Source organism: Saccharophagus degradans 2-40 (assembly GCF_000013665.1).
Classification (GTDB): Bacteria; Pseudomonadota; Gammaproteobacteria; order Pseudomonadales; family Cellvibrionaceae; genus Saccharophagus; species Saccharophagus degradans.
On record NC_007912.1, the window covers coordinates 2,089,370 to 2,104,241 of the forward strand.

Below are 14,872 nucleotides of genomic sequence, written 5' to 3' on the forward strand. Positions count from 1 at the left end.
GGACTAAATTGGCTGAAAAGGTGTGTGTTGTAATGCTGTGCACAGCGCGATTAGCGGTAAACCGATAAGGGCACTGGGGTCGTCGCTTTGAATGGACTCAAACAGGCTAATGCCTAAGCCTTCGCATTTAAAGCTGCCGGCGCAGTCTAAAGGGCTTTCCCTTTGAATGTAACTGCGTATTTGCGATTCGTTTAGCTCGCGGAAGCTAACCTTGGTTTGGGTGCAGTGTTGTATTAATTGCTTATTTTCGGGCGAATACACACAAAGTGCAGAGTAAAAGGTTACAGTGCGGGCTTGGCATTGCATAAGTTGGTTGAATGCGTTTTCTTCTGTGCCCGGTTTGCCCAGTATTATGTCGTCTAGGCCCGCTGTTTGGTCGCAGCCTATGATGTAGTCATTGGCGTGTTCTTTGGCTATTTTCAAGGTTTTGGTTTTAGCTAAGCGAACGGCAGTTTGCTGGGCATTTTCGCCCGTTAATACTTCTTCATTTATATATGCAGCTGCAGTTGTAAATGGCAGCCCCAGTTGTCGCAATTGCGCTTGGCGGTAGGCCGATTGGGAGGCCAAAATGAGGTTTGCAGAGGTGCGTGACGGCATTTATAGGCTCAGTGCAAGAAAAAAACGCCATTTTGAGGCGAAAAGCCCTTTAAATTCAATGTTTTCTTTGACAGCTATGGCGGAACTCCCTATTATTGCGCGCTTATTTCGGAGGGTGCACCCCAAATGCGGCTACCGCAGTATATAGAACCTCGAAAGTTGGCTCAGAAGGGCGGTTCATTCGATGGCGACATGTTGCCAGAGGATATGCCTCGAGTAATGGAAGCCATAGCTTCGTGTGAAAGTGTTAACGCTAAGTTGCAGTTTGACATTGAAGATCAGCGACGCAGAACAATGCGCGGCTCTATACAAGGTGATCTGAAGCTAGTTTGCCAGCGCTGTTTACAGCCGGTGGATTACAAGCTTGATGTGGAAGTGAATCTCGCCATGGTGTGGGATGAAGATCAAGCCAAAAAGCTTCCAGGCTATATTGAGCCTTGGATAGTGGGTGAAGACCCCGAAGATTTACACGCAATATTGGAAGAGGAAGTGCTACTCGCTTTACCGGTAGTGGCATTTCACGATGAAGATTGCATCGACGCGAGTTTGTTAAGCGTTGGTGAGGAAGTTAAGCAGCCTGAGAAGAGTGAGAACCCTTTTCTGGTATTAGCAGCATTAAAAAGCAAGTCCGACTCGAACCAGGACTAATTCCTTGGTCGCTCGGTTTTACTCAGGAGTATACCCATGGCCGTTCAACAGAACAGAAAAACCCGCTCTAGACGTGGCATGCGTCGTTCACACGATGCTTTAACTGGCAAGACTTTGTCTGTCGATTCAACTACTGGTGAGAAGCACCTTCGCCACCACGTTACCCCTGACGGCTTTTACAAAGGTCGTAAAGTGGTTGACGTTGCTGACGACGAGTAGTCTTGTCAGAAGAGATTCATCTCTCAGTTGACGCAATGGGCGGGGATTTTGGTCCCCGTCTTTGCGTTGAAGCGGCCGCATCTTTTATCGCTAAGCATTCTAATGTTCGCATAACATTAGTTGGCGATAAGGCGGCCGTTTCTTCGTGTATCCCCCCGCAAGCAGATCTATCCCGGCTCCATGTACTTCACGCCGATCAAGTTGTTGATATGGCCGATAAGCCCAGCCATGCACTACGCCATAAAAAAAACTCCTCCATGTGGCGCGCACTGCAGCTAGTAGCAGATGGCGAAGCGCAAGCTTGCGTAAGCGGCGGCAACACAGGCGCACTAATGGCAATTGGTTGCCATTTATTAAAAACCATAGCGGGTATAGATCGCCCTGCAATTGCCAAGCAAATACCCACCGCCCGCGGTAGTAGCGTGTTGTTAGATTTGGGCGCGAATTTAGAGTGCTCGCCGCAACAGCTTTTTCAATTTGGCCTTATGGGGCAAGGGTTGGCGCGGGTTTACGGCAAGAGTGAGCCCACCGTAGCGCTGCTAAATGTGGGGTCTGAGCTTACCAAGGGTAATGACATCATTCAGGACACGGCCCAGTTGATGGGCGACTGCGCAGATATGCACTTTCGCGGGTTTGTAGAGGGCGATTCTCTCTACAGTGGCGAAGTAGATGTAGTTGTTTGCGACGGGTTTATCGGCAATGTAGCGCTAAAAGTAAGCGAAGGTGTAGCCAAATTTGTTTTTGGTGACTTGCGCAGCAGAATAGGTCGCGGTGTGCGCTCAAGGTTGCTTGCCTGGTTGGCAAAGCCCGTTTTAAAGCCGTGGGCAGAGCAGTTTCGACCCGCCAAATACAATGGCGCAGCGCTTTTAGGGCTGAAGGGGGTTGTCATCAAAAGCCACGGTGGGGCAGACGCCGAAGGGTTTGAGCAGGCATTATATGTCGCTTTGGAGCAGGCGAGCGCCGGTATTCCATTAAAAATTCAAGCCAGCTTAGCGGCAATGCTAGGTGCAGGGCTAGAAACTAAATAATTGGGTGTAGTTCCAATTACCTTAAAAAATACATTTAACTTAGAAAATTAGGCAAAGAACTATGAGCACTACGGCAAATCTTGCTTTCGTTTTTCCCGGTCAGGGGTCGCAAAAAGTGGGTATGCTTGCGGACTTTTATCAAGAAGGTTCGGTATTTAAGCAAACTTTTGACGAAGCGCAGGCAGCGCTGGGTTACGATCTTTGGGCGCTAATCCAAAGTGGAACTCAGGATGAGCTAAATATGACCGAAGTTACACAGCCAGCATTGTTGGCTTGCAGTGTAGCGCTATGGCGCAAGTGGCAGGCAGAAGGTGGTGCTCAGCCCGCTTATATGTCGGGTCACAGCTTAGGTGAATGGTCGGCATTGGTGTGTGCAGGTGTTGTTGCATTTGAAGATGCGCTGCGTTTAGTGCGCTCACGCGGCAAATACATGCAAGAGGCTGTGCCAGCGGGTGTTGGCGCTATGGCCGCCATTATTGGCTTAGACGATGCAGCAGTAGAAGCTGCATGCGCAACTGCAGCAGAGGGGGGCGATATTGTGTCCCCAGTAAACTACAACTCACCAGGTCAGTTGGTTATTGCCGGTATGAAAGCGGGCGTAGAGAAGGCTATGGAGTTGTGTAAAGAAGCCGGCGCCAAGCGTGCGCTGCCGCTGCCTGTAAGTGCGCCATTCCACACGGCACTTATGAAACCCGCCGCCGATAAGTTGGCAGCCGAAGTAGAGGCGGTTGAGTTTAATGCTCCGTTAATACCGGTTGTGCACAATGTAACCGCTAAAACAGAAGCCGATGCAAACACCATTAAGGCGCTGATGATTCAGCAAATTTCTGCCCCTGTGTTGTGGGTAGATTGCGTAAATGAATTGGTAGCACTTGGAGTAGAAAAAACCGTTGAGTGCGGCCCGGGCAAGGTGTTATCCGGCTTGAATAAGCGCATTCAAAAATCATTGGCGGTTTCCGCCACAGAAACGACAGATTTGTTTGCCGAAGCTTTGGCAAATGCATAATTACTAGGGGATTATTATGTCATTCGAAAATAAGGTAGCCATCGTAACGGGTGCAAGCCGCGGTATTGGTGAGGCTATTGCAACTGCATTGGCAGAAGCTGGTGCTACTGTTATTGGTACAGCTACATCTGATGCTGGCGCGGCTAAAATTACTGCGCGTATCGCTGAGGCGGGCCACAAGGGCGAGGGCATGACCCTTAACGTATCAGATGCTGATTCAGTAGCCGCTGTGATTAAAGCTGTTACAGACAAATATGGCGCTGCTCAAATTCTTGTTAACAATGCAGGTATCACTAAAGATAACCTATTAATGCGTATGAGCGATGAAGAGTGGTTTGACGTGGTTAACACCAACTTAAGCGCCATATTCCGCATGAGTAAGGGTTGTTTGCGCGGCATGATGAAAGCGCGCTGGGGCCGTATTGTTAATATCAGCTCGATTGTTGGTCAAATGGGTAATGCTGGTCAAACCAACTACTCTGCAACCAAAGCGGGCGTAATGGGTTTTGCTCGCTCTTTGGCCAAAGAAGTGGGTTCACGTAACATTACAGTAAACAGCGTTTCGCCAGGTTTTATCGATACGGATATGACCAAAGTACTGCCAGAAGAACAAAAACAAGCCATGCAAACAGCCATTGCTTTGGGGCGTTTGGGGCAGCCAGAAGAGATTGCCAAGGTTGTAAAATTCCTTTGCAGCGAGGATGCAAGCTACATTACCGGTGAAAATATTCACGTTAACGGTGGGATGTACATGTGCTAACTCTTTGAAAAACAAAGAGAAAGTGTAAAAAAACGAATAAATTTAGATTCGCGCGTTACAACTGCGAGAAAATCGCGTTAAAATGCGCGCACGTGTAAGCCGGTAGACTGTTTTCCAGCCGTTATCGGACAAGTTGAGAAACGGCTTATTCATACAGGTTGTCGCGTATGAGTTGTGGCATGGGGGCATTGTTTTCCTAACTTCGGTTTGGTAGCAATAGATTCTGCTAGAACTGATACGGCTACACTCATAGATTATCACTAGGAGTTAACTAAGATTATGAGCAGCATTGAAGAACGCGTTAAAAAGATTGTCGCAGAGCAACTAGGTGTTAAAGAAGAAGAAGTAAAAAACGAAGCGTCCTTCGTTGAAGACTTAGGTGCAGATTCTCTAGATACCGTTGAATTGGTTATGGCTTTAGAAGAGGAATTCGAAACTGAAATTCCTGATGAAGAAGCAGAGAAAATCACTACTGTTCAACTAGCTATCAACTACATCAACGAAAATTTGGCGTAATACCGCCAGTTTCGTTGCATTATTGATACACTCAAAAGCCGTTACTATGTTGCATAGTGCGGCTTTTGTTTTTGTGGCTTATTGGTTTTATTTATAAGTTCTAAGTTTTTAAGGCAGTTAAGTGCTGTTTGAATTACCGCACGTAGCCGGTAATTATTTTTTAATTGCTTTGTATTTTTTGGAGGGTAAGGTGAGTCGTAAAAGGGTAGTGGTAACCGGCATAGGCATGGTGAGCGCGCTTGGCAATAGCGTAGATGAAACCTGGTCACGCATACTAAATGGCGAAAGTGGTATTCGAGAAATTACCGCATTCGACGCTTCAGCTTTTGCAACCCGAATTAGTGGCTCTGTTCAAAACCTTGATATAACTCCTTACTTGCAAGAAAAAGAAGCCCGTAAATTAGACCCGTTTATTCAATATGGCATGGCTGCTGGTATTCAGGCAGTAGAAGACTCCGGCCTAGTAGTAACCGACGAAAATGCCGCGCGTATTGGCTGTATTGTGGGTTCGGGTATTGGTGGTTTAGGCAGCATTGAAGACACCGCCGTTTTAATTGAAGAAAAAGGCCCGCGCCGTATTTCGCCATTCTTTGTGCCTGGCGCAATTATCAATATGATTGCCGGCAACCTTTCTATTCGCTACGGCTTTAAAGGTATTAACTTAGCAGTAAGTACAGCGTGTACCTCGGGTACACACTCCATTGGCTTAGCTGCACGCGAAATTTTTTATGGTACTGCCGATGTAATGATTGCCGGTGGTGCTGAAATGGCTACAACTAAAGTAGGCATAGGTGGGTTTGCCGCTGCACGCGCGCTTTCCCGCAGAAACGACGAGCCAACCAAAGCAAGCCGCCCATGGGATAAAGACCGCGACGGTTTTGTGCTTGGCGATGGCGCAGGTATTTTAGTACTAGAAGAATATGAGCACGCAAAAGCGCGTGGTGCCAAAATATATGCCGAGCTAACGGGTGTTGGTACAAGCGCCGATGCGTACCACATTACTTCGCCTTCCGGTGACGGCGCTGAGCTTTCCATGCGCAATGCCATTGCCGACTCTGGTATGAGCTTAGAAGAAATTAACCATGTAAATGCTCACGGCACGTCTACACCTGCTGGCGATACCGCCGAGTGTAAAGCGCTTAAAAATGTATTTGGAAGCCACGCACCTAATCTTGCGGTTAGCTCAACCAAATCTATGATTGGTCACTTACTGGGTGCCGCCGGCGCCGTAGAAGCTATTTTTACTGTGCTAGCTATTCGCGATCAAGTGGCACCGCCAACCATTAATTTGGATAACCCAGACGAAGGTTGTGATTTAAACTTCGTTGCGCACAAGGCGCAAAAAATGGAAATTAACGGCGCCATGAGTAACTCTTTTGGTTTTGGTGGTACCAACGGTACGCTAGTTTTCAAAAAAGTATAATCTAAACGCTCGGCTTTGCGCCGAGCGCTTTGGTTGCTAATTAATTTTATTCGTTCAGTTAAATGTTAATCAGAGTTTCCTAAGCATAACTGTTAAATACGTAAGTAAAACGAAAGGCTTGGTTAGCAGCCTAATCCTCATTAGCGGATAACCCCATGCTCGAACCTGTTGTCTCACTTGTTAATGGTGTTAAAACCCAACAAATCGACATTCAAAATAGAGGAATGGCGTTTGGCGATGGGGTGTTCGAAACAATGCGCCTTACTCAAGGCCACATTCCTCTACTAGACCTTCATAAAGCAAGGCTGCACGTCGGTATTAAAACGCTCGGCTTAAACTACAGTGAAGCGGCTTTAAATAAACACCTCGCACAGCTGTTTAGTATTATTAACGACTCTAATATTGCATCCGGTCGCGTTAAGCTTATTGTAGCCAGGGGCCAAGGGGGCCAAGGGGGCCAAGGGGGCCAAGGGGGGCAGGGGGTTAACCCTTCGCCTGATGCAGGCGTAGATGTAAGTATTCTTTTGTACGCCAGCCAATTAGCCGCTTGGGTGCAGCCAGCGGTTGCGCTAAAAACCAGCAGAGTACAGTTACCCCATAATGTAAACCTAGCCGGTATAAAGCACCTTAACCGATTGGATTACGTACTAGCGGCACAAGCTGCAATGCCCGCCGAAAATGAGCAGGTATTATTGCTAGATGTTGCAAATAACTTAATAGAAACCGTACATCACAATGTGTTTTTTATTCGCGGTAGCGAAGTGATTACACCATCGCTTGCTCGTTGCGGTGTAAACGGCGTGTTTAAGCAGTGGTTAGTGAATTCGGTAATTCCAAAAGCGGGGCTGCAATTAGTCGAGCGCGAAATTAGCCGAGTAGATGCAGAAGCTTGCGACGCGTGCTTTATTACCAACGCTTACTCGGGGTTAACACCTGTAACAGCAATAAATGGGCACCTATTTAATAGCTGTGAAAAATTAAACGCTATAACTGGCGAAATTAACCAAATATTGGGTGATAAATAAAATGAGAAAGTTAATAGTAACTCTCTCTTTATTCTTGGCTTTTGTAGTGGTACTTAGCGGTGCCGTTGGGGCGTATTTTTGGCAGTGGCTGAATGCACCTATTGCTTACCAAGCGCAATACTTGCAAAGCGTTAATAACGTGTATCGCGTAGAGCGTGGTAGTAACTTAACGCAAATAGCCAATGTATTGGCGCGCGAGCAAATAATTGAATGGCCTAAAGTGTGGGTGCTTTATGCTCGTGCCTCTCAAAAAACAGCGGTAAAAGTAGGTGAATATAAACTACTGGCTGGTGACACACCGCTTGTACTATTAAACCGCTTAGTTTCTGGCGATGTAGTAAGTTACAGCGTTACTTTAATTGAAGGCAGCACCTTTAAAGACTTTTTAACTGCGCTACACGCGCAAGAAAAATTGCAAAAAACACTTGCGAGAAAAACCACAGAGCAAATTCTTGCCGATTTGAATTTAGATATTCAGCACCCAGAAGGGTGGTTCTTCCCTGATACGTACAATTATATTGCAGGGGATTCCGACGCAGATATTCTAAAACGCGCCCATAAAACTATGCGTAAAGTGTTAGACACTCAGTGGCAGGCACGCGCGCAAAACCTGCCTTACACACAACCTTACGAGGCCTTAATAATGGCCTCGATAGTTGAGAAAGAAACCGGCGTACCTTACGAGCGTGACGAAATAGCAGGGGTGTTTATTCGCCGCTTACAAAAAAGAATGCGTTTACAAACAGACCCAACAGTCATTTATGGGATGGGCGAAAACTACGCGGGCAATATTACCCGCAAAGATTTGAGAACACCTACACCGTACAATACTTATGTAATTAAAGGGTTGCCACCCACACCGATTGCCATGCCGGGTAAAGAGGCAATTTACGCTGCGCTGCACCCAGCCGATGGCGAGCACCTGTATTTTGTGGCCAAAGGCGATGGCTCGCATTATTTCTCGTCAACATTAGACGAGCACCTAGCTGCAGTAGCGAAATACCAAAAGCGTCGAACCTCTAATTACCGGTCTGCGCCGCCAGTAAATACACCTACCAAAAATAATTAGCTACTATGATTTCTACTGGAAAATTTATTACCGTTGAAGGCACAGAAGGTGTCGGTAAATCGACAAATATCGAGCTTATAAAAACACTGCTTCAGCAAGCGGGTATAGAGCTTGTAGTAACCCGCGAGCCTGGCGGAACACCACTGGCGGAAGAGTTGCGCAATGTACTGTTGGCTAATAGAGACGAAAACTTCGACCCCTTGGCCGAGTTGCTAGTGGTATTTGCCGCGCGAGCACAGCATATAAACCAAGTAATAAAACCTGCGTTAGCCGCCGGTAAATGGGTGTTAAGCGATAGATTTACCGATGCGACTTTTGCCTATCAAGGCAAGGGGCGTGGCTTACCTATACAGGCTATATTGCAGTTAGAGCAAATGGTACAGCAGGGCTTGCAGCCAGATGCGACTTTTTTGTTAGATATAGATGTGCAGGTTGGCCTTGAGCGCGCCCGTGAGCGCGGCGAGCTAGATCGATTTGAAAACGAGCATATAACTTTTTTCGAAAAAGTACGTGCCGGTTACCACGAGCGAGTTGCCGCTACGCCAGAAAGGTTTATGGTAATTAATGCCGGCCAATCATTAGAAGCTGTACAACAAGATGTAACGCTCGCGGTAGAAAAGCTTCTCGCCTAACCCCTTATAACTGTTGTATTAACCTGCAGAAAGTAGCCCCCAACATGAAAGACTTAGATTGTATTGTAATTGGTGGCGGCGCCGCTGGCTTAATGTGTGCGGCAACGGCAGGGCAGCGGGGTAAAAGCGTGGCAGTGTTAGATCACGCCAATAAAGTGGGTAAAAAAATACTTATGTCCGGTGGTGGCCGGTGTAACTTCACCAATTACTTTGTGGAGCCGGCAAATTATTTATCGCAAAATCCACACTTTTGTAAATCTGCTTTAAGTCGCTATACCCAATACGACTTTATCGAATTGGTATCGCGCTACAACCTTGAATACCACGAAAAAACGCTCGGTCAACTTTTCTGTGATCATAAAGCAAAAGATATCCTAAATATTTTACTTGCTGAATGTGAATTGGGCGGCGTGGAAATTACCACCCAATGCTCGATAGAAAAAGTAGAGCAGCTGACGGGCGATACCGACTACCGTTTTAAACTGCACACAACAATGGGTGCGTACCGATGTAAATCTTTAGTTGTTGCTAGTGGTGGTTTATCTATTCCTACAATGGGGGCAACGGGCTTTGGTTACGACCTTGCCAAGCAGTTTGGTTTGCGTATTACCGCCCGAGAGGCTTCGCTAGTGCCGTTTACGTTTAAAGGCGAGCTATTAACCCTTGCGCAATCTCTGGCAGGCGTAGCGTTACCCGTTGTTATTAGTTGTAATAATCAAAGTTTTAAAGAGGCAATGCTCTTTACCCACAAGGGGATAAGTGGCCCAGCAGTGCTGCAAATTTCTAACTACTGGTATAGCGGCAATAATATAGAAATTAATTTTTTACCCGATATAGATCTAGCCGAACAAATTGCACAGTGGCAAAGTGAAAAATCTAAATCGGAACTCACAACCTTGTTAAGTAGGCTTATGCCCAAGCGCTTTGTGGTTGCATGGCTGGCAGCCGAACACGCCAAAGCATGCGGTGCAAATAGCATTGCCAACAAAAATATCGCCGACCTTTCCCGATCCGATATAGAAATAATTGCAAAATTATTTCACGCATGGCAATGCATGCCAGCAGGTACCGAAGGCTACAAAACCGCAGAGGTTACCCGCGGCGGCGTAAATACCGATGACGTCTCATCCAAAACCTTCGAAGCCAAAAAAGTACCCGGCCTATACTTTATAGGCGAAGTGCTGGATGTCACTGGGTGGCTGGGCGGTTTTAATTTCCAATGGGCGTGGGCGAGTGGGTATTGTGCTGCGCAGCATGTTTAGTGGGGTGTGCTGACGCGTGTCTGCGAGCCATTGGTTGTAGTGGGACAATATTAAGTTTGTAATGGTATGTCAGTCCAGTTAATCCCTATTGATAAGCGGGTAGCACTTCCAGCTCCTTTTGCTGTTTGCCAACAAAATGAGATGCCAACAAATTCAACAAAATGAGACACCTTCTCGCTGAGGAAACGCAAATTCATAAGTTTGATCAGTCTGGTTAAATATTGGTATCCGGAATTTTAAGGCATGTCCAGAGCACTAAAACGACACTCCCGCCGAAAACTCAAATTCAAGGCGAGTGAAACCACTGAAGGCGAAAGTCTTAAGGAATTAAATAAAATAGCTAGGCAAAAGGCCTTTTGGGAGACTATTCTGGCTATCTGCAGGTAGACGGCTACGCGGGTTATAACGATCTTAACGCTGAACTGGCTGGCTGCATGGCACATGCACGCCGCAAATTTGTTGAGGCTCAGCGTGCGTAACTTAAAGGTAAAACAGGACGAGCCGACTGGGCGGTGTTACATATTCAAAAGCTGTACTGCATTGAATCAAAGATAAACTACATGACACCAGCAGAAAAGCTGGCGATACGCAAAGAAAAAACATTACCGTTGTTAAAAGAGTTTAAATATTTGTTGGATAAAATCGTCAACCGAGCTGCGCCGAAAACGGCGATTTGAAAAGCCGTGGCATATTCTTTGAGTCAGTGGGCTAAACTCGTTCGTTTCTGCGAAAGCGGTGAACTCGCGACTGCCAGTAATCGCGCGGAGCGCGCGATTAAACCGTTCGTCATCGGTCGCAAAAATTGGTTGTTCAATAATACATTCAGCGGCGCACATGTCAGCGCTGTTTTGTATTCATTAATAGGAACGGCCAAAGCGAATGGCCTAGACTGCTACGCCTATCTATCGCACTTACTGACTGAACTACCCAAAAAGGACTGCGATATTGAAGCACTAATGCCTTGGCATTTTAGCAAGGCTTAGTAATCAAGGGGGCGATAGCGGTTTTGGTTCGTTCGGCGACTGGGGTAACAGATTGGCCCCCATTTATTTCTCGCTTGTTTATTGCCGACTACCAAACGACCTATATTTATGGTATTAAATGTGCCCCAGCTATTTGTACTGTGCGTTTTTACGGAAGATTAAGTTAAAGCAATAATTAAGAGGAATAGTTATGTCAAGTGCCTACTATGGTGAGATAGACATAGAAAAGAAAGAAAGGATTGCTACTTTTGAGCAATGGGTGCTGAAATGTTTCGATGATTACGCAGAAGCGCAAGATTACTCACCAGGGCATCTAAGAAAGTTATCAGCGATTGCTCATAAGCAGAAGTTGGACGGCGCAATTGCTACCGAGCTGGATGGATTCTTTAATAATCCTTTTGGTGCGGAATTCGAGAAATATGTCGCTGACTTTTATTTCTACCCCTTAGCAGTACAGAGCATCCCCAACCCCAATCATAAGCGTAGCGTTGAATGGAATTTTAAATCTTCTATAGTATCCAGCGTGTGCAATATTGTATTAGCTCGTTTAGGTAAGGATTACGCATTCGAGCAAGCCTTGGCTAGATTGGAGTTTCAACTAAGCAACCCTGAAAGTGATGTTGAGTTGGCGGTTCCTAATTGGAAGCTGGCGGAAATAGAGCAAGAGCTAGATGGGTTGTCGACTGAGCAGACGCAACAAGAAATCAGTAGAAAGGAATATTTTAGCGACGACTACGATCGCCCTTTTTTGAAGCCCGAACCTGAAAAGACCGCTATCCTGGCTTTTTCGTTGGCGCAGAACAAAGAGCAAGCAGAAAAGGTGCTAGCACTATTATTTAGCCCAGTAAGCGTGCGTTATTCAATTTATACTCCTCACGTGAGTAGAGAGTTCCAATCCCGCTACCCAGAGAAATTGTCACCGGCTCAGTATTTGGGGGTTGATGCGTTGGCTGCATTGCATATATTTGAGCGCCTGAAGGAGTTCAATTTAGATTCCAGAGAGAATACAGTGCGGCTGTTGGAGCTTGAGTCTTTGGGCGGCGGCTTATTATTTAATACAATTTTGACCGATAGATACCCTGAATATCAAAAATTCAGATGTTTAGCGCTGGATTGGTTGTATGAAAAAACGCAATTGCCTGCGGAGGAGGCGTTATTGCGTCTCGCACGTTATGCAACTCAAAACTATCCAGACGTTCGTCTGACTGGCGGTCGATTTCTAGTTGCCGCTGGCCGATTAATGGAGGCTAATAAAGAATTTAACACCGTTAGTGAGGAAGATTTAAATAACACCTGTCGGTTTTTGTGCAGCATTTCAGATCTGGACCCCAACGAAACCCGCGCTGAGGTCATCAATAGTTTACAGGCTATTGATCCGGCGGCTGTAGGTCAGCTTTTAGATTATACTCAAAGATACTGCGACATAATATTAATGTCTCTCGGCCTGGAAGAGGCTATACCGTTTTATAATTGGATAGAAAAACATACGCGTTCCCCTGTTAACACCCCTATTGATGTCCATGATGCGAGAAAAGTCATTGCTCTCGCCGGTAAACCTGGCCAGGACCTCCTTAAGGTGCTAGCGGCAAGCGAAAGATACGAGCGGTCGGTGAAGCGTTTGGAAGCAGTGCAAGGTGTGACAGATAAAAATCTGAAAGCGCTGTTGTCGCGATTCTCACAAGAGCATATTCGGCTTTACGGTCTGCTCCCCATTGATAATGCTGAAGATCTAGCAGAACGCTATCGTTATTTCAAGAGGGCCGGAAAGGAAGCATCCAAGAAGTTTGGTCGAGAACGAACCGAAAATGTTCGCGAGGCCGCCAAAGCGGGGTTGCAAAACCTAGTACTCAATGCGGGTTTTCAAGATCTGGTAGAAATGGAGCTCGTCGTTGAGGCTCGCACTGGTGATCAACTGCAAATGGAGCTTGCTATCGAAAACTATGAATTTTCAATAGTCATCGAACAGCATCAGCCTGTTATGAATATCAGTAAAGGCGGTAAATCATTGAAAGGGATTCCGCGCTCTTTGAAGAAAAATGAAGCGTTACAATCCATGCTTGCCACATTTGATCAGTTAAAAGAGCAATCTAAACGTTATCGAACATCGATGGAAAACCTGATGATACGCGGCGGCAAGCTCAGCCCCCAACAATTACAGGCTGCAGTTGAACTGCCGGTTGCGAAAAGTATATTGGGTTCCTTGGTTTTTCGTACAAGTGGTGAGGTTGTTGGAATACCTGACGATGATTTTAAATCATTGCTGACACTGGACGGTCAGCTAATCGCTATTACCGAGCCAGTTCAGATTGCGCATCCTATTGAGCTTTTCGATGATGGAACTCTTTCTGATTGGCAAGATACAATTGTAGCGCGAGCAATATGCCAGCCCTTTAAGCAAGTGCTTCGCGAATATTATTTGATGACGCCAGAAGAGCATAAAGAGGTGGACCATTCTAATCGCTACCTCGGACGGAATGTTAACACACGGGCATTTGCGGCTGTGTTAACAACGCGAGATTGGCGCGTTGACGGTGAGCTCGGAGAGTGTGAGGCTATCAAGTCTGTCACGCCAGATATAGTGGGTACGTTAGCATTGCCTGATGTAGAGAATTATCTTACCGAAGACGAGTCCACTTGTTTAGGTACCATTAGCTTCGAGAAAAACTCAACGACACTTGATCTCGCTAAGGTTCCGCGTGTGGCGTTTTCCGAATTTATGCGAGATCTTAATTTAGTTATCACTGCGGGTTCAGGCGAGAACTAAGCACTCGATATAATGAGTTCTGGAAGATCGGGGTGGTTTCACAGGCTCGAGGCCTCAGTTGAATACTCCTTCACCTAACCTCTTTCGGCAGGCGCGCTAAAGGCATGAACACCTGTAAAAATAAAGAGGTTTGATCTTAACGCAAAACCTGACAGGCACTTTTATATGGCGATTTTGCCGCAGGTATAGCAAGGCGACTTAAATTAGCCGTGTGACGAGTTTACCTAAGGTGCGGTTTCCTGCTTAGGCCACGGGCATACGCAGCCGAGATATTCCTGTTGCAGCCAATAGACGTCGTCTCCTTTTTCTAATGAACCTAGTGTGGCCAAAACCATATCGTTACCCGTGCCACAGGTGCTGCCATCGGAGTAAGCACCAAAGTATCGAATACCTCCATCCTTATCCCATAGTGCCACCGCAGGGCTGGCTGGAAGCTTATCTAATATGCGCTGTATAACAGGCGAGTGGCTGCTGCGGGCTTGTCGGGTATTGATGTATACGTGTTTTACATGGGGCAGTTTTTTGGCTAGATCGGCTACGTGGGGTTTGCTGTAGATAGTGCAGAGGCAGGCATCATCGTAAAAATGGACGAGTGTTGGCTTGTCTATTGGGCTTAGCTGAAAGCGCTCTGGCTCACTTATGTCGTAGGTGGCTTGCGTAATAGGGTAGCTTACGTGATGAATAAACTTGTAGCGCACAATAGGGAAGACGCAAGTGAGTAACCCTAGTATGGCCAGAAACACCATTACCCAAAATACCTGATCTTTTTTCTTTTCGTCTGCCATTTAATAAACCGCTTATTGCTATGTACCCAGTCTAGCTTAGTTTGCTAGGGTGGGGTTTGGGTGCATTTTAGGTGTTTTATGGGGCAGTGAATACGGGGCTATATTGTTTGTGGGTTTGAGAATGGCTACAGGAGCGATATTGTCGCTTACTTTTT

General features: G+C 46.4%; 15 protein-coding genes and 1 pseudogene. 14 read left to right on the forward strand and 2 right to left on the reverse strand.

The annotated features are described in order from the left end of the window. Positions 1-3: 3 nt before the first annotated feature. Positions 4-597, reverse strand: coding sequence for a Maf family protein (locus tag SDE_RS08515; protein ID WP_011468106.1), 594 nt, complete (start codon positions 595-597; stop codon positions 4-6). Between the two features lie 126 nt (positions 598-723). On the opposite strand from SDE_RS08515, the gene SDE_RS08520 reads away from it, so the two are divergent. The 14 genes and pseudogenes from SDE_RS08520 (at position 724) to SDE_RS08580 (ending at position 13,932) form a co-directional block, all read left to right on the forward strand. Further along, positions 724-1,245: a YceD family protein gene (locus SDE_RS08520; RefSeq protein WP_011468107.1), complete on the forward strand. Its 522-nt coding sequence runs from the start codon at positions 724-726 to the stop codon at positions 1,243-1,245. Positions 1,246-1,281: 36 nt separating this feature from the next. Next, positions 1,282-1,464: a 50S ribosomal protein L32 gene (rpmF, locus tag SDE_RS08525; protein ID WP_011468108.1), complete on the forward strand. Its 183-nt coding sequence runs from the start codon at positions 1,282-1,284 to the stop codon at positions 1,462-1,464. A 2-nt stretch (positions 1,465-1,466) separates the two neighbouring features. Beyond that, positions 1,467-2,492, forward strand: a complete 1,026-nt coding sequence (gene plsX / locus SDE_RS08530) for a phosphate acyltransferase PlsX (RefSeq protein WP_011468109.1) — start codon at positions 1,467-1,469, stop codon at positions 2,490-2,492. Between the two features lie 61 nt (positions 2,493-2,553). Beyond that, complete coding sequence (gene fabD, locus SDE_RS08535; protein WP_011468110.1) at positions 2,554-3,498, forward strand: ACP S-malonyltransferase; 945 nt, start codon at positions 2,554-2,556, stop codon at positions 3,496-3,498. A gap of 16 nt (positions 3,499-3,514) precedes the next feature. Next, positions 3,515-4,258 carry a 3-oxoacyl-ACP reductase FabG gene (fabG, locus tag SDE_RS08540; RefSeq protein WP_011468111.1) on the forward strand — a complete coding sequence of 248 codons (744 nt, stop codon included), beginning with the start codon at positions 3,515-3,517 and terminating at the stop codon, positions 4,256-4,258. Positions 4,259-4,537: 279 nt separating this feature from the next. After that, positions 4,538-4,774: an acyl carrier protein gene (gene acpP / locus SDE_RS08545; protein WP_011468112.1), complete on the forward strand. Its 237-nt coding sequence runs from the start codon at positions 4,538-4,540 to the stop codon at positions 4,772-4,774. A 190-nt stretch (positions 4,775-4,964) separates the two neighbouring features. Then, the gene (gene fabF, locus SDE_RS08550) at positions 4,965-6,197 is read left to right on the forward strand and encodes a beta-ketoacyl-ACP synthase II (RefSeq protein WP_011468113.1); all 1,233 of its coding nucleotides are present in this window, start codon (positions 4,965-4,967) and stop codon (positions 6,195-6,197) included. A 155-nt stretch (positions 6,198-6,352) separates the two neighbouring features. Next, a complete protein-coding gene (pabC, locus tag SDE_RS08555) occupies positions 6,353-7,222 on the forward strand; it encodes an aminodeoxychorismate lyase (RefSeq protein WP_011468114.1) in 870 nt (289 codons plus the stop codon). Between the two features lies 1 nt (position 7,223). Continuing rightward, positions 7,224-8,291: an endolytic transglycosylase MltG gene (gene mltG / locus SDE_RS08560; protein ID WP_011468115.1), complete on the forward strand. Its 1,068-nt coding sequence runs from the start codon at positions 7,224-7,226 to the stop codon at positions 8,289-8,291. Positions 8,292-8,296: 5 nt separating this feature from the next. After that, positions 8,297-8,923, forward strand: a complete 627-nt coding sequence (gene tmk, locus SDE_RS08565; protein WP_011468116.1) for a dTMP kinase — start codon at positions 8,297-8,299, stop codon at positions 8,921-8,923. A 44-nt stretch (positions 8,924-8,967) separates the two neighbouring features. Next, complete coding sequence (locus SDE_RS08570) at positions 8,968-10,185, forward strand: NAD(P)/FAD-dependent oxidoreductase (protein WP_011468117.1); 1,218 nt, start codon at positions 8,968-8,970, stop codon at positions 10,183-10,185. Positions 10,186-10,541: 356 nt separating this feature from the next. After that, positions 10,542-11,009: pseudogene (locus SDE_RS23055) on the forward strand (IS66 family transposase); the annotation flags it as partial. 24 nt (positions 11,010-11,033) lie between these two features. Then, positions 11,034-11,168 (forward strand): transposase domain-containing protein, encoded by a 135-nt coding sequence (locus tag SDE_RS23060; protein ID WP_226986497.1) that lies wholly within the window; start codon positions 11,034-11,036, stop codon positions 11,166-11,168. Between the two features lie 190 nt (positions 11,169-11,358). Next, positions 11,359-13,932: a DUF4132 domain-containing protein gene (locus SDE_RS08580; RefSeq protein WP_011468118.1), complete on the forward strand. Its 2,574-nt coding sequence runs from the start codon at positions 11,359-11,361 to the stop codon at positions 13,930-13,932. Positions 13,933-14,156: 224 nt separating this feature from the next. On the opposite strand, the gene SDE_RS08585 is transcribed toward SDE_RS08580, so the two are convergent. Then, positions 14,157-14,717 carry a DUF6436 domain-containing protein gene (locus tag SDE_RS08585; protein WP_011468119.1) on the reverse strand — a complete coding sequence of 187 codons (561 nt, stop codon included), beginning with the start codon at positions 14,715-14,717 and terminating at the stop codon, positions 14,157-14,159. Positions 14,718-14,872 lie beyond the last annotated feature (155 nt).